Source organism: Nocardioides szechwanensis (assembly GCF_900103935.1).
Lineage (GTDB): Bacteria > Actinomycetota > Actinomycetes > Propionibacteriales > Nocardioidaceae > Nocardioides > Nocardioides szechwanensis.
In genome coordinates this window covers 171,815-189,967 of the sequence record NZ_FNIC01000005.1, presented here as the reverse complement: position 1 = coordinate 189,967, position 18,153 = coordinate 171,815, and the positions used below count along the sequence as shown (strand labels likewise).

Here is an 18,153-nt window from a genome sequence, read left to right as displayed (position 1 = left end):
CGTTCGTGGAGCCTGGAAGGTCAGCCCTCCGGGCGGTGCTGCTGCGGCTTCTGACGAACACGGCCCGGCCTGACATCAGGAGATGGTGTCCGGGACTGCACCCCGACCCGAATGAGGGTCGAGACGCGGCAGGAGTCGCGACAGACAAGAGTACGGGCCGCCTGCCAGCCCGGTCAAAACGCGGTCACGACGCGGTCACGAGGGGCTCCCAGGGAGGGCGCAGGGAGGGGCAAGGCGTGGACACCCGTTAGCGCGGTCCTGGGAGTGCAGATTAGGTTGGGCTGCGTGACTGACTCTCTCACCGTCCGCGACAACCGCACCGGACTGGAGTACGACGTACCGATCCTCGACGGCACCATCAAGGCCGCCGACGTCGGGAAGATCAAGACCGGGGAGGACGCGCCTGGTCTGGCCGTCTACGACCCGGGCTTCGTCAACACCGCCTCGTGCCGAAGCTCCGTGACCTTCATCGATGGCGACAAGGGGATCCTCGAGTACCGCGGCTACCCGATCGAACAGCTCGCCGAGAAGTCCAACTTCCTCGAGGTGGCCTACCTGCTGGTCCACGGGGCTCTGCCGACCAAGGCGGAGTACGAGTCGTGGGTGCACGAGATCACCTACCACACGTTCGTGCACGAGAACGTCAAGGGATTCATGGAGGGCTTCCGCTACGACGCCCATCCGATGGGCATGTTGATGGCCTCGGTCGGCGCGCTCTCGACGTTCTACCCCGACGCCCGCAACATCAGCGACGCCGACAACCGCCACATGCAGATCGTCCGCATGATCGCGAAGATGCCGACGCTGGGCGCCTGGTCCTACCGCCACGCGCAGGGCAAGCCGTTCGTCTACCCCGACAACGAGCTCAGCTACACCGCCAACTTCCTCTCGATGCTCTTCAAGATGAGCGAGCAGCGCTTCGAGGCCGACCCGCGCCTGGTCAAGGCGCTCGACGTGCTGTTCATCCTCCACGCCGACCACGAGCAGAACTGCTCGACCAACGCGGTCCGCTCGGTCGGCTCCTCGCAGGTCGACCCCTACTCCGCTGTCGCGGCCGGTGTCGCCGCCCTCTACGGCCCGCTGCACGGCGGCGCCAACGAGGCCGTGCTGCGGATGCTGCGCCGGATCGGGTCGAAGGAGAACATCCCCGACTTCATCAAGGGCGTGAAGGACGGCAACGAGCGGCTGATGGGCTTCGGTCACCGCGTCTACAAGAACCACGACCCGCGCGCCCAGATCATCAAGAAGGCCTGCGACGACGTCTTCGAGGTCACCGGGGTCAACCCGCTGCTCGAGATCGCCCAGGAGCTCGAGAAGATCGCGCTCGAGGACGAGTACTTCGTCAAGCGCAAGCTCTACCCCAACGTCGACTTCTACTCCGGGCTCATCTATGAGGCGTTCCAGTTCCCGCCCGAGATGTTCACGGTCCTGTTCGCGATCGGCCGGACGCCGGGCTGGCTGGCCCAGTGGCTCGAGCTGGTCCAGGACAAGGAGCAGAAGATCGCGCGGCCCAAGCAGATCTACACCGGCGACCGCACGCTCGACTTCGTGCCGGCCGCCGAGCGCTGGGCCTGACTCATGGGCCTGATCCACTGAACGTCCGACAGCCTCCGCCCGTCTTCTGGGCGGGGGCTGTCGCCTTTCTGTCCCTCGGGCTGCTGGCGCTGGCCGTCGGCTACGGCTGGCTGGGCCCCGACGTCGACCGCGGTGCCGACTTCTGCGAGACCACGGACGGCCTCGTCCGGCAGCCGGTCAACACCTTCAGCAACCTCGGGTTCGTCGCCGCGGGCCTGCTGATCGCCTGGCGGGCCGGGAGCCCGGGCGGTCTGGGCACCGGCACCATGGCGCGGCACCCCGGCCTGGCGACGGCGTACTCCTGCGTGGTCGTGCTCCTCGGCCCCGCGAGCATGGCGATGCACGCCACCGAGTCCGAGGTGGGCGGCCACCTCGACATGGCGAGCATGTACCTCATCGCCGCCTTCGCGTTCGCCTACGCCGCCATGCGGCGCTGGGGACGCGGACCGGGCTTCCTGGTGGCGCTCTTCGTCGGCGTGATCGTGCTCTGCGAGCTGGTCGGGCTGTACGACGCCACCGTCCCGGTGGTGACGTACGCCGGCAACGTGGCGTTCGCCGTCTTCCTGGTCGCCGCGCTGGCGCTCGAGCGCCGGGTGGCGCGGGCGGGTGAGGTGGTGCTCGACACCCGCTGGGCCTGGGCCGCCGTCGCGGTGATCGCCGTGGCCTTCGCCGTGTGGAACACCGCCAAGACCGGCTCGTCGTGGTGCGACCCGGACTCGCTCTACCAGGGCCATGCGGTCTGGCACCTGCTCGGCGCGGTGTCGGCGTGGTGCCTGTACCGGCTCTACGTCAGCGAGCGGCCGGCGGCCGCACCGGTCACCGTGCACGTCGCCGCGGTGTGGGTCGCGGGTGACCGGGCCGCCCAACGGGGGGCGGCCGAGGCGAAGCTCGTCGAGGAGCTGGGGCTGAGCGGCGTGGCCCGGCTGTGCCCGCGCTGCGGGAGCGCGTCCCACGGACGTCCGCAGGCGCTCGGGGCGGCCGACGCCGTCCACGTCAGCATCGCCTACGCCGAGGGGCTGGCGCTGGTCGCGTGGAGCGACCAGCCGGTGGGCGTCGACGTCGAGCGCGACCTCCCTGGCCGCGACGCGGGCGACTACGGCGACCTGCCCGCCTGGACCCGCGCCGAGGCGCTGCTCAAGACCTCGGGTGAGGGGCTGTCGAGAGACCCCGGCGACCCCCCGGACCTGTGGAGCGCCCCGCTGGACCTGCCGGCCGGCTGGGCCGGCGCGGTGGCCTGCGCGGTCGAGGCGGAGGTCAGCTGGCGTCCGGGAGCTCCGGCAGGTCCTCCGCGTCCAGCCACGCCGCGAACAGGTCGGTGAGGTCGGCGCCCGTGTGCTCGGCCGCGAGGGCGAGGAAGTCCGCGGTGGTCACCGTGCCGCCGCGGTTCTGGGACACCCAGGCCTTCAACAGACCGAAGAACGCGTCGTCACCGACGGTGAGCCGGAGCGCGTGCAGGGTGAGCGCGCCCCGCTTGTAGACGCGGTCGTCGAACATCAGCTCCGGGCCCGGGTCGGAGAGCACGAGGTCCTGGTCGAGGCCGGACAGCCGGTCGTGGTGGGTGCGGGCCTGGATGTCGGCGGCGTCGCCGCCCGAGGCCTCCGACCAGAGCCACTCGGCGTAGCAGGCGAAGCCCTCGTGCAGCCAGATGTCGCGCCACTTCGTGAGGGTCACGGTGTTGCCGAACCACTGGTGCGAGAGCTCGTGGGCCACGAGACGGACGGACTCCCAATCGTCGTTGAGGAAGTTGCGGCCGAAGGTCGACAGGCTCTGCGACTCCAGCGGGATCTCGAGGTCGTCGTCGGTCACGACGACCGAGTAGACCGGGAACGGGTAGTCGCCGAACATCTCCGCGAACGTGTCCAGCATCTCCGGCTGCCTCCCGAACGCCTCCTCGAAGCCCGGGTCGGCGTCGGCGGGGACGGCGGCCAGCATCGGGACCGAGGCGTCCTGCTCACGCACCTGGTAGCGCCCGATCTGGACGGTCGCGAGGTACGTCGACATCGGCTCGACCTGCTCGTAGACCCAGGTGACCGCGCTGCTGTGCCGCTTGCGGCTGGCGAGCAGGCCGTTGGCCACCACGCGGTAGTCGGGGTGCGTCGTCACGGTGATGGAGTACGACGCCTTGTCGTCGGGGCGGTCGTTGCACGGGAACCACGTGGGGGCGCCGTGCGGCTGCCCGGCGACGATCACGCCGTCGGCGAGCTCCTCCCAGCCGGCGTCACCGTGGTGGCGGTCGATGAGAGGCCGCGGGTGACCGGCGTACTTCACCACCATACGGAACGTCGCTCCCGCCTCGAGCGGGGTGGCCAGGGTGACGACGAGCCGGTTCTCGCGGGTGCGGTACCTGGCCGGCGCCTTGCCGTTGACGGTCACCTTGGCGACGGTGAGATGGGCGAGGTCGAGCACGACGCGGGTCAGGTCGGTCTCGGCGACCGCGTCGATGACGGCTTCGGCGCGCAAGCTGTTGGCGACCAGCTCGTAGTGGAGGTCGAGCGCGTAGTGGTGCGCGCTCCAGCCGGGGTCGCCGTGGCCGGGCAGGTAGGGATCGGCGGTGGGGAGGTCGGAGCTGGTGCCGGGCAGCTTCACGTGCGGGCCACCCAGGGCCCGATCGGGTTGCCGATCCAGGTCGTCTTGTCGGGCACCGACTCGCCCCTCATCACCAGTGACACGGGACCGACCGTAGCGTGCCGTCCCAGCACCGCCGCGGGGAGGATGACGCTGTTCGGGCCGAGCGTCGAGCCGCGCCGCAGGGTCACCGTGTCCATGGCGAGCATCCGGTCGTGGAACAGGTGGGTCTGCACCACGCTCCCCTGGTTGACGGTCGCTCCCGCACCGAGATCGACCAGGTCGGCCTCGGGCAGCCAGTAGGTCTCGCACCACACGCCACGGCCGATCCGGGCACCCATCGCCCGGAACCAGACGTTGAGCAGCGGGGTACCGACGACGGCCCGGGCGAACCACGGCGCGGCCAGCACCTCGACGAACGTGTCGGCGAGCTCGTTGCGCCAGACGAAGGAGCTCCAGAGCGGGTGGGCGCCCGGGCGGATGCGTCCGACGAGCAGCCACTTGGCGGCCGCGGTGACCACCGCGGCCATCAGCCCGCCGACGACGAGGACCAGCCCGGCCAGGAGCACCGCGGCCACGACGCCCGGGCCGTCGAGCAGCGCGGCGAGCGTGACCGCGGCGCCACCGGTCAGGGCGGTGGCCAGCATCACCGGGACCAGGCGGCCCAGCTCGACCACCGCGCGCAGCACCTTGAGCCGGACGGGTGGGTGGTAGGTGCGCCCCGCGTCGGCGGTGGCCGCGGCGCGGCGCAGGGGTGCAGGTGGGCTGCCCAGCCAGGACTCGCCGGCCTTGGCGGACTTGCGCCGCGGGGCCGCCGAGAGCACTGCCACCAGCGACGCCTTCGGGACCTTGCGGCCGGGAGCGGCCATGCCGGAGTTGCCGACGAAGGCGCGCTTGCCGACCTTCACCCGCTCGACCCGCAACCAGCCGCCACCGAGCTCGTAGCCGCCGATCAGCGTGTCGTCGGCCAAGAAGGCCTGGTCGTTGACGGCGGTGAGCGACGGCACCATCAGCACGGTGGAGGCCTCCACGTCGGTGCCGATGCGCGCCCCCAGCCGGCGCAGCCACCAGGGCGTGAGCTGGGAGGAGTACAGCGGGAAGAGCCAGGTCCGGGCCTCGTCGAGCACTCGCATCGTGGCCCACACCGCCAACCCGGCACGGCTGCGCACCGGGTGCACGCCCGCCTCGATGGCGAGCGCCGCCGTGCGCACGACGCCGAGCACGAGGGCGCCGATGACCACGAGACCGAGCACGGTGCCGAGCGGCAGCCAGACGACCAGCCCCAGCAGCTCGCCGTACGACGTCGGCTGGGTGAGGGCGAGCAGCGGTCCGGCGACGGCGGCCACGGTGACCAGCGGGATCAGGGAGAGGGCGACCGCCGTCACGGCGTAGGCCAGGACCCAGGCCGGGTGGCTGGCGGGCGGGCCGGACCACGGGCCGCGGGCGCCGCCGGCTACCTGGACCGCCGGCGAGCCGGACCAGTACTCCCCCGCGGGAACGCTGCCGAAGACCGCGGACCCGGGCGCGACCTCCGCGTCGTCGCCCACCTGCGCACCGGGCAGGAGCATCGAGCGAGCGCCCAGCCGGGCCCGGGCACCGACGGTGATCCGGCCCAGGCGGAGCACGTCGCCGTCGATCCAGTAGCCGCTCAGGTCGACCTCGGGCTCCACCGAGCAACCCTCGCCGAGGGTCAGCCAGCCCGTGACCGGCGGCAGGCTGTGCAGGTCGACGCCGCGACCGACGCGGGCACCCAGGAGCCGCGCGTACCAGCGCACGTACGGCGCACCTGCGAGGCCGGTGGCGCCCAGCTCGTCAGCCAGCCGGTTGGCGATCCACAGCCGCAGGTGGGCCTTGCCCCCGCGTGGGTGGTCGCCGGGCTCGACGGGCCGCAGCAGCACCCGGCAGCCGGCAGCGGCCAGCAGCATCCGGCCCGGCGGCGTCACGAAGACCAGCCACGAAACCAGCACCAGGGGCCAGGAGACGGTGGGCAGCCAGTCGAGCCCGAGCAGGACGAGGGCGTGGCAGCCCAGGGCGACCCACGTGAGCCACCGAGGCCCGGCGACGGCGCGCAGGGCGAGCGTCGCGAACACCTGGCCGGCCTGGGTCTTGACGGGGATGGGCGGCACGGTGCGATCGGAGACCGGGCCGGCCTCGCCCATCGCGTCGAGGTAGCCGGCCAACGCGCCCACGGTCGGCCGCTCGTAGATGTCACCGACGGCGACGTCGGGGAAGCGGGCGCGCAGCCGCGACACCATCTGCGCGGCGGTGAGGCTGCCGCCACCGTGGTCGAAGAAGTCGGCCTCCGGCGTGGAGACCGAGGCACCGAGGACCTCCTCCCAGAGGCCCGCAACCCAGCCGGCAGTGCCGTCGAGCGTCGCCGGCCGCGCGGTCGCGTCGGCGCCGGGCTGCGACGACGGCAGGGGCCACGGCAGCACATCCCGGTCGACCTTCCCGGAGGTCTTGGTCGCGATCACGTCGACCTCGGCCAGCCGGGGCACCAGCGCCGCGGGTAGGTCGCGGCGGAGCATCTCGAGCGCGGTGCCCTGGTCGTAGGCCGGGTCCGCCGCCGGGTCGGTCACGACGTAGCCGACCAGCAGCTGGTTGCCGGATGCCGTACGCCGTACCGCGGCGGCTGCACCGACCACTCCGGGCAGCGCGAGCAGCGCACTGTCGATCTCACCGAGCTCGATCCGGCGGCCGCCGAGCTTGACCTGGTCGTCCGCGCGGCCACCGAAGAGGAGGCCGTCGGGGTCGAAGACGACAAGGTCGCCCGAGCGGTAGGCGCGCGCCCAGCCGAGCGTCGGCATCGCGGCGTACTTCTCGGCGTCCATCGCCTGGTCGAGGTAGCGGGCCAGGCCGACCCCGCCGATGATCAGCTCGCCGGTCTCCCCCGGTGCGACGTGCCGTCCCTCGCCGTCGACCACCGCGAGGTCCCAGCCGTCCAGCGGCAGGCCGATCCGCACGGGCCCGACACCGGTCAGCTCGGCGCCGCAGGCGACGACCGTGGCCTCCGTGGGGCCGTAGGTGTTCCAGACCTCGCGGCCGGGGGCGACCAGGCGCGCCGCGAGCTCGGGCGGGCAGGCCTCGCCGCCCATGATCAGCAGCCGGACCCGGTCGAGCGACTCCGCCGGCCACAACCCCACCAGCGTCGGCACGGTCGACACCACGGTGACCCCGTTGGCCACCAGCCACGGCCCGACGTCGATCCCGCTGCGGACCAGCGCCCGGGGCGCCGGCACCAGGCAGCCGCCGTACCTCCAGGCCAGCCACATCTCCTCGCACGACGCGTCGAAGGCCACCGACAGGCCGGCCATCACCCGGTCCCCCACGCCCAGGGGCTCGGCCTGGAGGAACATCCGCGACTCGGCGTCGACGAAGGCCGCGGCACTGCGATGGGCGACCGCGACCCCCTTGGGCCGGCCGGTCGATCCCGACGTGAAGATGATCCAGGCGTCGTCGTCCAGCCCGGGCTCCTCGGGCTCGAGCGACGCCCCGGACCGGCGGACGGCGATCACCAGGTCGTTGCCCACGACTGCGGAGACGCCGGCCTCGTCGAAGACCAGGCGGGCGCGCTCGTCGGGGTCGTCGGCGTCGACCGGCACGTAGGCGGCGCCGGCGAGCAGGACCCCGAGGATCGCCACGTAGAGGTCGGTCGTGCCCGAGCTGATCCGCACCCCGACCCGGTCGCCGCGTCCGACGCCGGCCGCGTTGAGCTCGGCCGCGACACCCTCCGCGGCCTCCTCGAGCTCGGCGTAGGTCAGCACCCCGACACCGGCGTCGACCGCGCTGTCGTCGGCCGCCTGGGCGACCGTGGCGCGGAAGATGTCGACCAAGGTCCGCGGCTCAGGAGCGTGGGCACCCCGCAGGAGAGGTGCGTGCGGGGCGTCGGACACGGCGGAACGCTGTCGGTCCCAGGTGAACAACAGGTGTCGGTGTCAGTCCGTGGTCCACGCCGAGAGTCACGGCGCATGTGGCACGGTTCGGCCCATGCGCGTCGGGATCGTGGGGCTGGGGATGGGCGGGGCGACGCTCGCCTGCCTGCTCGCCGACCGCGGCCTCGACGTCACCGTGATCGAGCAGGCCGAGGACCCGCGACCGGTCGGCGCCGGGATCTGGCTCCAGGCGATGGGCCAGCAGGTGCTCGACCGGCTGGACCTGCTCGCCCCGCTGGCCGCGGTGTCGCGCCCCGTGTCGCAGGTGCGCATCGACAGCTCCCGTGGCCGCACGCTGCTCGACCTCGGGTACGACGCCGTCCCCGGCGCGACACCGGCCCTCGGCGTGCACCGCGGGGCGCTGTTCTCCCTGCTGCACGACGCCGTGCGGAGGCGCGGTGTGCCGATCCACCTCGGGGTGCCCGTCACCGGGGTGCGCCCGACCCCCGGTGGCCTGGCGCTCGAGACCACGCGCGGCGACCACTCGGCGTACGACCTGGTGGTGGGGTGCGACGGCAGCCGCTCCCGCGTGCGGCAGAGCATGAACGTCACGGTGCGCGACCGGGTCTACGAGTACGGCGCGCTGTGGGCGATCGTCGACGACCCCCAGGGGCTGGCGGGCGACTGTCTCTACCAGTGCCTGCGCGGCACCCGCGACTACCTCGGTGTGCTCCCCACGGGACAGGACCGCAGCTCGGTCTTCTGGTCGACCCGGCAGCGCGACATGGCCGGCGTGCTGGCGCGCGGGCTCGACGCCTGGCGCGACGAGGCGCGGGTGCTCGCCGGTGACTTCGCGGCCCTGCTCGACAGCGTCGACGAGCTGCTGCCCGCGACCTACCGCGACGTCGTCGTGCGCACGCCGGGGCACACGACCCGGAAGCGTCAGGCCTGCTCGTTCTCGGGCCGACCCGGGTCGTCGTACGCCGGCTCGGGCTGGTGGCTGCGCAGCGCCTCGAGCTGCGCGCACACCGCGATGCCGTAGAACAGCGAGATCGACGACAGCAGGCTCCACAGCAGCAGTGCGACGATGCCCGCGAGCGGGCCGTAGGTGCTGCCGAACGAGCCGCTCACGTTGACGTAGAGCGACAGCGCGGCGGCGGCCAGCATACTGAGGGCGACGGCAATGCCCGCCCCGAGCGCCAGCCACGACAGGGCCGGCTGTCGGCGACGCGGAGCGTGGTCGAAGAGCACCGCGACGGTGACGACGAGCAGCACCAGCCCGACCGGCCAGCGCGCCACCTGCCAGGTGGTGTGGGCGCCGTCCGACCAGCCGTACTCCGCCACCATCGCGTCCCCGAAGGCCCCGCCCGCGACGAGCAGCAGGAAGCCGAGCCCCACCGGCACCGCCAGCACGCCGGTCAGCCCCGCGGCCCGCCCGTACTTCGCGAGCGCCGGCCGGTCACGGCGGATGCCGTAGATCCGGTTGCTTCCCCGCTCCACCTGGCCCATTGCGGTCGTCATCGACACCACGGCGAACAGCAGACCGAAGACGAGAGCCAGCTCGCCCTTGCCCTCCGGGCCCTCCGCGATCGCGCCCACGAGCGCGTCGTCGCCGCTCGAGCCGGGCGAGACGGCGTTGACGGTGCGCGCCACGACCTGCGCCCACCGGTCCTCGTCGATGTCGGCGGCGAGACCGGTGACCGCGAGCAGGAACGGCACCACCGCCAGGCAGGTCTGGAGGGCCAGCGCACGGCTGTTGGTGAACCCGTCGCCGTACCGGAACCGCACGAAGCTGCTGACCACCACCTGCCGCAGCCCGTGCCGGCGCGCGAGGTGCCAGGCGTCCTCGGCGTCGAGCTCGTCACCGTCCATGTCAGTGGTGACGGGAACCGTACGTGCCGTCGTCATCCGGGCACCCTACGTCGGCCGCACCGGGCTGAGGCGCCAGGTTCTTCGCGGGTGCCCAGCGGACTCTAAGCAACGTCACAGGCTGGCCCGGCAGGGTCGTCGACATGAGCCAGTACCCGACCTTCCCGCCGCCGGACTCCAACCCCTACGAGTCCACCCAGCCGCTGCCGTCCGCCTCTTCGGCAGCGACTGGGGCGGGTTCCCCGCCGGACCCGACATCCCCACCGACGCCCCCTCGTCGTGGTCGGGCCGGCTTCGCCGCCGCCGTCGTCGGCGCCTCGCTCCTCGTGGGCGGGGCGGCCGGCGCCGGCGGCGCCGCGGCCTGGAACGCGTACGACGACGAGCCGGCGCTGAGCAGCACGGTGAGCCCGAGCGACCGCACCACCTCCGAGGTGGTCAGCACCCCCGACTCCGACGCCCCCGCCGGGAGCGTCGAGGAGGTGGCCGCCGCGGTCCTGCCGTCGGTGGTGAAGCTCGACGTCTCGGGCGCCGCCGACGAGCTCACCGGCACCACCGAGGCCGGCTCGGGCTCGGGGATCATCCTCAGCTCCGACGGCCAGATCCTCACCAACGCCCACGTCGCCGAGCTGGCCGGCGAGGGCGGGGAGATCACGGTCTCCTTCAACGACGGGACGAAGGCCTCGGCCCGGGTCCTCGGAACCGACCCGCTCACCGACACCGCCGTGCTCCAGGCCGAGGACGTGAGCGGGCTGACGCCGGCCACCATCGGCAAGTCCGGCAACCTCGACGTGGGCGAGCAGGTCGTCGCGATCGGCTCCCCGTTCGGGCTCGAGTCGACCGTCACGAGCGGCATCGTCAGCGCGCTCGACCGCCCGGTCGACGTCGGCTCCGACGGCCAGGGCAACAGCACGACGTACCCCGCCATCCAGACCGACGCCGCGATCAACCCCGGCAACAGCGGCGGCCCGCTGGTCGACATGGACGGCAACGTGGTCGGTATCAACTCCTCGATCCGGACGGCGTCCAACGGGGTCATGCAGGAGGAGTCCGGCTCGATCGGGCTGGGCTTCGCGATCCCCATCGACGCGGTGCTGCCGATCGTCGAGCAGCTCGCCGCCGGCGAGACCCCCACCCACGCGCGCCTCGGCATCACCGTCACCGACGTCGCCGACTCCAGCGGCGCCGAGGTGGTGGAGGGCGCCCTGATCGACCAGATCAGCGACGGCTCCGCGGCCGGTGCCGCCGGCCTCGAGGACGGCGACGTGATCACCAAGGTCGACGACCGGATGATCTCCAGCGCCGACGGTCTCGTGGCCACCATCCGCAGCTACCGACCCGGCGACGACGTCACGGTCACCTACGTCCGTGACGGCGAGTCCGCCACCACCACCCTCACCCTCGACTCCGACGCCGACCAGGACGCCTCCTGACCCCTCCCCCCACGAACGCCGTCCGGGAAAGTACGGAACGTTTTCGACCTGAACCACGCCGGTCCGAGTCGATTGCGTTCCGTACTTTCCCGGCGGACCAGCGTCAGGCGAGGCGCTTCTGGAACTCCCCGGACCGCTCGACGGCGACGAAGCCGAGACGCTCGTTGACGCCGATCATGTGACCGTTGACCTCGGCGTTCCAGGTCAGCACGCGGCGGGTGAACGGGGACTCGCGCTGGAGCAGGGCGAGGTTGGCGACCTTGACGGCCATGCCGAGCCGGTAGCCGCGGTGGTCACGCCGTACGAGCGTGCCCCACTGGTAGGCGCGGCCGGGCTCGTGCACGGTGGTGGCGATGTCGGTGTAGGCGACCACGGTGCCGGCGGCGTCGAGGGCCACGGTGTTGAACTTCGTGCGGCCCTGCTTGCGCGTCAGCTCCTCGCCCTCACGCAGCGCCTCGATGTCGACGGCCTCCTGCTCGCGCTCCAGGTCCCCGGTGGGCGCCTCCGTCATCAGCGTCGAGCTGAGCTCGGCCCACCCGTGCACGAGGTCGTCGGGGATCGGTCCGACCCACGATCTCAGGGAGTACGCCGGGTGGTAGCGCGCCGCGTCGGACGCGAGCTCGGCGAGCAGCCGGTCGGAGACGGACAGCGTGAGCTCGCGCAGCACGTCACCGAGCCCGAGCCGGTAGCCGCGCGCGAGCGCGAACTCCAGCCCCGGTGAGCCCTCACCTGTGGAGCCGAGCTCGTAGGCCCACGCCGCCTCGCTGTTGAGGACGGTGCGTCCCTCGGCGCACACGGCCTCCTCGACCACGGCGAGCATCGCGCTGCCGTAGCCGCGGCGCCGGTGCTCGGGGACGGTGCCCACGGCGACCTCGGCGTGGTCGAGGCTGTCGAGCAGGGGCATGCCCGCGAAGCCGGCCGTGACCGCCTCACCGTCGATCTCGCCGACCCAGCCCAGGCGGCGCCGGCTGCGGCTGGGCTCCTGCATCGAGATCCGCAGCTCCGGCAACGTCCACGGGGTCGCGTAGTCCTCGCGTCCGTGGCGCTCCGCGCGCTCGTAGGCGTCGTGCCAGGCGTCGAAGGTGTCGTCGTCGAACGGGTCGACCGGCCGGATCTCGAGCTCGCTCATCGGACCCGCTGCACCCGCCCCTCGTCCCAGACGGGTCCGTCGGACTCGTAGACCTCGCCGTCGGCACCGTAGACCAGGAACCGGTCGAACCCGCGCGCGAACCACCGGTCGTGCGTCACTGCCACGACGGTGCCCTCGAAGGCCTCGAGGCCTTCCTCCAGTGCCTCGGCCGACTGCACGTCGAGGTTGTCGGTGGGCTCGTCGAGCAGCAGCAGGGTGGCACCGGAGAGCTCGAGCAGCAGGATCTGGAACCGGGCCTGCTGCCCGCCCGAGAGCGACTCGAACTTCTGCTCGCCGGCATGCGCGAGCTCGTAGCGGTCGAGGACCCGGGCCGCCTGCTCGCGGCCCATCCCCGCGCGGCCACCGGGCGAGCCGTCACCGCGATGCAGGATGTCGAGCAGCGCCCGCCCCGTCAGCTCGGGGTGGTCGTGCGTCTGGACGAACCAGCCCGGACGGACCCGCGCCCCCAGCTTGGCCTTGCCGGTGTGCGGCACCGGCTTGATCTCCACGTCGCCCACCGGCAGGTGCTCGACGTCCGGGTCGCTCCCCCCGGCGGCCAGCAGCCGCAGGAAGTGCGACTTGCCGGAGCCGTTGGACCCGAGCACAGCGACCCGCTCGCCGTACCAGACCTCGAGGTCGAAGGGCCGCATCAGCCCCGAGAGCTCGAGGTTCTCGCACACGACGGCGCGCTTGCCCGTGCGGCCGCCCTTGAGCCGCATCGTCACCTGCTGCTCGCGCGGCTGCTCGGTCGGTGGCCCGGCCTCCTCGAACTTGCGGAGCCGGGTCTGGGCGGCGCGGTACTGGCTGGACATGCCGTCGTTGTACTCGGCCTTGATCTTGAGGCGCAGCACGAGCGCCTTGATCTTGGCGTGCTCCTCGTCCCAGCGCCGGCGCAGCTCCTCGAAGCGGGCGAACCGGTCCTTGCGGGCCTCGTGGTAGCTGGCGAAGCCGCCCGGGTGGGTCCACACGAGGTTGCCCGCGTGGCCGAGCTCGACCGTCACGACCCGGGTCGCGGTGTGGTCGAGCAGCTCGCGGTCGTGGCTGATGAACAGGATCGTCTTCTCGGACTCGCGGATGCGCTGCTCGAGCCAGATCTTGCCGGGTACGTCGAGGAAGTTGTCCGGCTCGTCGAGCAGCAGCACCTCGTCGGGCCCGGCGAGGAGGTACTCCAGCACCAGACGCTTCTGCTCGCCGCCCGAGAGCGTGCGCAGCTCGCGGTACTTCGCCTTGTCGTAGGAGACCCCGAGCCCCTTGATGGTGCAGACGTCCCAGGTGACCTCGACCTCGTAGCCGCCGGCGTCGGCGTACTCCGCCAGCGCCTCGGCGTAGGCCATCTGCGTCTTCTCGTCGTCGGTCTCCATGAGCGCCAGCTCCCACTGCTCGACCGCGGCGCTCGCCACGCGGACCCGCGCCGGCGACACACTGAGGAGGAGGTCGGCGACGGTGGGCTCCGGCCCGAGACCGGCGTCGACCATCTGCCGCATCACGCCCAGCCCGCCGCTGCGGGTCACGGCTCCCGCATGCGGCACCAGGTCGCCGGTGATGATCTTGAGCAGCGTCGTCTTGCCGGCGCCGTTGGCGCCGACCAGCGCCACCTTCGCGCCCTCACCGACGCGGAACGAGACGTCGTCGAGCAGTACCCGGCCGTCCGGCAGTTCGAAGCGCACTCCGCTGACCTCTACGTGTCCCACGTCGACCGATTCTCCGGCATCGCGGGGCCAAGGGCATCTTCTTTAGCGGTCGTTCCCGCCCGTCGCGTGAACACGAGGTGAGCGGGCTGTTTACCATTCGGTGTCATGACGGCACAGGCGGAGGTCGCGGAGGGCGACACCGAGGCTCCCCGCCCCCGCCGCAGCGGCGTCCGCGCCGCCGCGATGGCCGTGTGGGTCGCCGCGATCGCCTTGTGGTGGTGGCGCTTCGGCATCCCGAACGACTCGCTCACCGTGATGATCACGCTCTGGGTGGGCACGATCGCGTGGAACATCGAGGCACATCCGCGACACCACCTCAACTTCCTGAAGGACTGGTGGTTCCCCGCCGCGCTGCTGACCTTCTACTTCTTCAGCCGCGGCCTCACCGACGAGCTCGGCATCCCGGTCCACTGGACGATGCCGATCGACGCCGACCGCTGGCTCGGGTTCGGCACCACGCCGACGGAGCTGCTCCAGGACGCGTGGTGCGGCGATCCGTGCACCCGCGACAGCGACCCCCGCTGGTACGACGTCCTGTTCACGAGCGTCTACGCCACCCACTTCCTCACCGGCCTGACCATCGCGGGGGTCCTGTGGATCCGCAACCACGACGAGTGGCAGGTCTGGATGCGCCGCTTCATCGGTCTCAACTTCGGCGGGCTGGTCATCTACGTGGCCTACCCGATGGCGCCGCCGTGGCTGGCCGCCGAGGAGGGCCTCATGGGGCCGGTCGAGCGGCTCACCTCCCGAGGGTGGCGCGACATCGGGCTGCAGCGCGTCGACGTCATCCTCAACGGCGTCGGCAACCCGACGGCGGCGATGCCGTCCCTGCACTTCGGTACGGCGTTCCTGATCGCGCTCTACGCCATCTGGCGCTGGCGCTCGCCGTGGCGGTGGGCGCTGCTGGTCTACCCGACCGTCATGGGCCTGGTCCTCGTCTACTACGGGGAGCACTACGTGGTCGACCTGATCGCCGGAGGCGCACTCGCCTGGCTGGTGATGGTGCTGGCTCGCTGGTGGGAGAAGCGACGCGGAGGCCCCGTCGACGACCACCCCCCCGGGCCAGGTGGCCGCGACCGACGTACGTCTCTGACGGGTCCCTTCTACCTGTCAGTAGCATCGGGGCAGCCGACGAGGAAGAGGGGCCGACCCGATGCAGCTGGAGCTGTCCGAAGAGGACCAGAAGTTCCGCGAGGAGATGCGCACGTTCTTCACCACCGAGGTCTCCGAGGAGATCCGCCGGACAGTGATCGAGGGGCGTGAGCTGACCAAGGAGCAGATCGTCGAGGCGCAGCAGACGCTCAACGCCGCCGGCCTCGCGGTCCCCCACTGGCCCGAGGAGTACGGCGGCCGCGGCTGGACCGACCTGCAGCGCCACATCTGGCTCGAGGAGCTGCAGCGCGCCGGCGTACCGACCCCACTGGCGTTCAACGCCTCGATGATCGGCCCGGTCATCGCCCACTTCGGCACCGAGGAGCAGAAGAAGGAGTTCCTGCCGAAGACCGCCAACCTCGACATCTGGTGGAGCCAGGGCTTCTCCGAGCCCGACGCCGGCTCCGACCTGGCCAGCCTGCGCACGACCGCCGTCAAGGACGGCGACGACTGGGTGGTCAACGGCCAGAAGGCCTGGACCACGCTCGGCCAGTTCGGCGACTGGATCTTCACGCTGGTGCGCACCGACCCCGACGTGAAGAAGCAGGCCGGCATCTCGATGCTCCTCATCGACATGACCAGTCCCGGTCTCGAGGTGCGCCCGGTCCAGCTGATCGACGGCAGCTACGAGGTCAACGAGGTGTGGTTCGACGACGTACGGGTCCCGGCCGACAACCTCGTGGGTGAGCTCAACGGCGGCTGGACGATCGCGAAGTTCCTGCTCGGCAACGAGCGCGTCGGCGTCGCTCCGGTCGGCTCCACCAAGCGGATCCTGGCCCGCGCCAAGGACCTCGCCAAGGAGACCTCCGACGGCGAAGGCGGCACCCTGCTGGACGACCCGCTCGTGCGCGCCCGGATCGTCGAGCTCGAGAACGAGCTGCTCGCCCTCGAGCTCACCGCACTGCGCGTCGTCGCACACTCCGCCGACGGTGAGCCGCACCCGGCGTCGTCGGTGCTCAAGCTCAAGGGCACCGAGCTCCAGCAGGCGGTCAGCGAGCTGATGGTCGACCTGGCCGGCCCCGCGTCGGTCGCCAGCGGCGCCGGCGACGCCTCCGACCTGGCCGAGTGGGCGCGGATCTCCACGCCGACCTACCTCAACCTCCGCAAGGCCTCCATCTACGGCGGCTCCAACGAGATCCAGCGGCAGATCATCAGCCGCACGATCCTCGGGCTCTGAGCCGAAGGGACTGACATGGACTTCACGTACGACGACGAGCAGGAGGCCCTGCGAGACGCGGTCCGCGGACTGGTCGGCAAGGCCTACCACGACTACGAGCAGCGCCGCCAGGCGGTCAAGGAGGACCCCGGCTTCAGCGAGCAGCAGTGGGCCCGCCTCGCCGAGATGGGCGTCCTCGGGCTGCCCTTCGCCGAGGAGGACGGCGGCGTGGGTGCCGGCCCGACCGAGATCGGCATCGTGTGCCAGGAGCTCGGCCGGACCATCGCCCCGGAGCCGTTCCTCGCCTCCGTGGTCCTGGCCGGCGGGCTGGTCTCCGCCGCCGGCACGCCCGAGCAGCGGGCCGAGGTGCTCGGCGCGCTCGCGGCCGGCGAGCGCCTGCTGGCCTTCGCCCACGACGAGCCGGGCCGCCGCTGGGGAGCCTCGGCCGAGCAGGTCACCGCGTCGGCCGACGGCGACTCCTGGAGCCTCACCGGCGTCAAGGAACCCGTGCCGCACGGCGCCCGCGCCGACCTGCTGGTCGTCAGCGCCGCGCTGCCCGAGGGCGGCACCGGCCTCTTCCTCGTCCAGCCCGACGCCGACGGGGTCACCCGCGAGGGCTATGCGACGTACGACGGCGGGCGGGCCGCCAAGGTCGCCTTCGACGGCGCCGCCGCCACGCCGCTCGGCGAGGCCGGGCTCGACGTCACGGCCAGCATCGCCACCGTGCAGGACATCACCCGGGTCATGGCCGGCAACCAGGCGCTCGGCGCGATGCAGACCCTGCTCAAGGCGACCACCGACTACCTCAAGACCCGCAAGCAGTTCGGGGTCACCCTCAACACCTTCCAGGCGCTCAACTTCCGCGCGGCAGACATGTACACCTCGCTGGAGCTCACGCACAGCCTGGTCGCGTGGGCCACGATGGTGATCGCCGCGGGCGACCCCGACGAGGTGGCCGAGGCCGCCGCCCGGGCCTCGCTGCAGGTCAGCCGCGGTGGGCGCCACGTCGGGCAGGAGGCGATCCAGCTGCACGGCGGCATCGCGATGACCGCGGAGTACAGCGTCGGCATGTTCGTCGCCCACCTCACCGCACTCGACCACCTGCTCGGCGACGGCAACCACCAGGTACGCGTGCTGTCGACCAAGGTGGCCGACTACGACGCCCTGGACCCGCTCGACGTGTGAACCGGGCGGAGAGTGGGCAAGGAGCGCGTATGAAGACTCTCCCCCGGGCCACGGCCCCATTCGTCGCCGTCATCGCGCTGGCCGCCTCCCTGTCGGCCTGCAGCGGCGACGGAGACGACGACGACCAGGACGCGACGCCCGACGCGACGTCCCAGACCTGCCGACTGGCCGCGGTCGCCCACGCCGCCCTGGACGGGCCACGCGACGGCGTGGCCCGGGGCCAGTTCACCACCGGAGGCCTGGCCGCCTACGACACCGCCATGGGCCGGCTCGCGGAGGCGGTGGCGTCCGAGGGTGAGATCGATGCGGAGGTCACTCAGGCGGTGCTCGGGCTGATGGGTGCCTACAGCCGGACCCGGTCCTTCGCCGAGGAGAACGCCCTCGCCACCTCCTACCAGAGCATCACGGCCAAGGCGCTGCCCGCGGCCGAGGTGCGCCTGTACGGCGAGCTGGTCGCGGTGTGCCCCGCCCTGAACGACACCGACGACGAGAGCTGACCGCCGAGTCGGAGGTCCCCGAGCAAAACCCC

The 18,153-nt window shown here is 72.1% G+C and carries 13 protein-coding genes; 8 read left to right on the top strand and 5 right to left on the bottom strand.

Going from position 1 to position 18,153, the window contains the following annotated elements; translation table 11 throughout:
* Nucleotides 1–285 precede the first annotated feature (285 nt).
* Both BLR90_RS13590 and BLR90_RS21290 read left to right on the top strand, forming a co-directional pair.
* Complete coding sequence (locus tag BLR90_RS13590; protein WP_091025753.1) at nucleotides 286–1,575, top strand: citrate synthase; 1,290 nt, start codon at nucleotides 286–288, stop codon at nucleotides 1,573–1,575.
* The gene (locus BLR90_RS21290) at nucleotides 1,467–2,894 is read left to right on the top strand and encodes a ceramidase domain-containing protein (protein ID WP_245715317.1); all 1,428 of its coding nucleotides are present in this window, start codon (nucleotides 1,467–1,469) and stop codon (nucleotides 2,892–2,894) included. Before BLR90_RS13590 ends, BLR90_RS21290 begins: the two co-directional genes overlap by 109 nt.
* Here the strand turns inward: BLR90_RS21290 and BLR90_RS13580 are convergent.
* Nucleotides 2,830–4,161: a M1 family metallopeptidase gene (locus tag BLR90_RS13580; protein ID WP_245715316.1), complete on the bottom strand. Its 1,332-nt coding sequence runs from the start codon at nucleotides 4,159–4,161 to the stop codon at nucleotides 2,830–2,832. The two genes, BLR90_RS21290 and BLR90_RS13580, sit on opposite strands and share 65 nt — an antisense overlap.
* Nucleotides 4,158–8,033: a Pls/PosA family non-ribosomal peptide synthetase gene (locus BLR90_RS13575; RefSeq protein WP_091025752.1), complete on the bottom strand. Its 3,876-nt coding sequence runs from the start codon at nucleotides 8,031–8,033 to the stop codon at nucleotides 4,158–4,160. Before BLR90_RS13575 ends, BLR90_RS13580 begins: the two co-directional genes overlap by 4 nt.
* A 94-nt stretch (nucleotides 8,034–8,127) precedes the next feature.
* Between BLR90_RS13575 and BLR90_RS13570 the strand changes: the two genes are divergently transcribed.
* Complete coding sequence (locus BLR90_RS13570; RefSeq protein ID WP_170254405.1) at nucleotides 8,128–9,054, top strand: FAD-dependent monooxygenase; 927 nt, start codon at nucleotides 8,128–8,130, stop codon at nucleotides 9,052–9,054.
* On the opposite strand, the gene BLR90_RS13565 is transcribed toward BLR90_RS13570, so the two are convergent.
* Nucleotides 8,955–9,920, bottom strand: a complete 966-nt coding sequence (locus BLR90_RS13565; protein ID WP_091025751.1) for a YihY/virulence factor BrkB family protein — start codon at nucleotides 9,918–9,920, stop codon at nucleotides 8,955–8,957. The genes BLR90_RS13570 and BLR90_RS13565 overlap by 100 nt on opposite strands.
* A gap of 104 nt (nucleotides 9,921–10,024) precedes the next feature.
* Between BLR90_RS13565 and BLR90_RS13560 the strand changes: the two genes are divergently transcribed.
* Complete coding sequence (locus BLR90_RS13560; protein ID WP_091025750.1) at nucleotides 10,025–11,311, top strand: S1C family serine protease; 1,287 nt, start codon at nucleotides 10,025–10,027, stop codon at nucleotides 11,309–11,311.
* A gap of 103 nt (nucleotides 11,312–11,414) precedes the next feature.
* Here the strand turns inward: BLR90_RS13560 and BLR90_RS13555 are convergent, their stop codons facing one another.
* Together BLR90_RS13555 and BLR90_RS13550 are read right to left on the bottom strand one after the other, a co-directional pair.
* Nucleotides 11,415–12,440, bottom strand: a complete 1,026-nt coding sequence (locus BLR90_RS13555) for a GNAT family N-acetyltransferase (RefSeq protein WP_091025749.1) — start codon at nucleotides 12,438–12,440, stop codon at nucleotides 11,415–11,417.
* Nucleotides 12,437–14,131: an ABC-F family ATP-binding cassette domain-containing protein gene (locus BLR90_RS13550; protein ID WP_091025748.1), complete on the bottom strand. Its 1,695-nt coding sequence runs from the start codon at nucleotides 14,129–14,131 to the stop codon at nucleotides 12,437–12,439. The genes BLR90_RS13555 and BLR90_RS13550 overlap by 4 nt, the downstream gene beginning before the upstream one ends.
* A gap of 105 nt (nucleotides 14,132–14,236) precedes the next feature.
* On the opposite strand from BLR90_RS13550, the gene BLR90_RS13545 reads away from it, so the two are divergent.
* From BLR90_RS13545 to BLR90_RS13530, 4 genes are read left to right on the top strand one after another with little or no spacing between them, the layout of a single operon-like run.
* Nucleotides 14,237–15,394: a phosphatase PAP2 family protein gene (locus BLR90_RS13545; RefSeq protein WP_091025747.1), complete on the top strand. Its 1,158-nt coding sequence runs from the start codon at nucleotides 14,237–14,239 to the stop codon at nucleotides 15,392–15,394.
* Nucleotides 15,285–16,460 carry an acyl-CoA dehydrogenase family protein gene (locus BLR90_RS13540; RefSeq protein ID WP_091025746.1) on the top strand — a complete coding sequence of 392 codons (1,176 nt, stop codon included), beginning with the start codon at nucleotides 15,285–15,287 and terminating at the stop codon, nucleotides 16,458–16,460. Before BLR90_RS13545 ends, BLR90_RS13540 begins: the two co-directional genes overlap by 110 nt.
* 15 nt (nucleotides 16,461–16,475) lie before the next feature.
* Nucleotides 16,476–17,624 (top strand): acyl-CoA dehydrogenase family protein, encoded by a 1,149-nt coding sequence (locus tag BLR90_RS13535; protein WP_091025745.1) that lies wholly within the window; start codon nucleotides 16,476–16,478, stop codon nucleotides 17,622–17,624.
* 29 nt (nucleotides 17,625–17,653) lie between these two features.
* On the top strand, nucleotides 17,654–18,121 hold the full coding sequence (locus BLR90_RS13530; RefSeq protein WP_091025744.1) for a hypothetical protein: 468 nt from the start codon (nucleotides 17,654–17,656) through the stop codon (nucleotides 18,119–18,121).
* Nucleotides 18,122–18,153 lie beyond the last annotated feature (32 nt).

Bases quoted from the DNA above. Each gene is read 5' to 3' on its own strand.
- BLR90_RS13530 (WP_091025744.1), top strand. From the start codon at position 17,654: ATGAAGACTCTCCCCCGGGCCACGGCCCCATTCGTCGCCGTCATCGCG.
- BLR90_RS13545 (WP_091025747.1), top strand. From the start codon at position 14,237: ATGACGGCACAGGCGGAGGTCGCGGAGGGCGACACCGAGGCTCCCCGC.
- BLR90_RS13560 (WP_091025750.1), top strand. From the start codon at position 10,025: ATGAGCCAGTACCCGACCTTCCCGCCGCCGGACTCCAACCCCTACGAG.
- BLR90_RS13565 (WP_091025751.1), bottom strand. From the start codon at position 9,920: ATGACGACGGCACGTACGGTTCCCGTCACCACTGACATGGACGGTGAC.
- BLR90_RS13540 (WP_091025746.1), top strand. From the start codon at position 15,285: ATGCAGCTGGAGCTGTCCGAAGAGGACCAGAAGTTCCGCGAGGAGATG.
- BLR90_RS13535 (WP_091025745.1), top strand. From the start codon at position 16,476: ATGGACTTCACGTACGACGACGAGCAGGAGGCCCTGCGAGACGCGGTC.
- BLR90_RS13555 (WP_091025749.1), bottom strand. From the start codon at position 12,440: ATGAGCGAGCTCGAGATCCGGCCGGTCGACCCGTTCGACGACGACACC.
- BLR90_RS13570 (WP_170254405.1), top strand. From the start codon at position 8,128: ATGCGCGTCGGGATCGTGGGGCTGGGGATGGGCGGGGCGACGCTCGCC.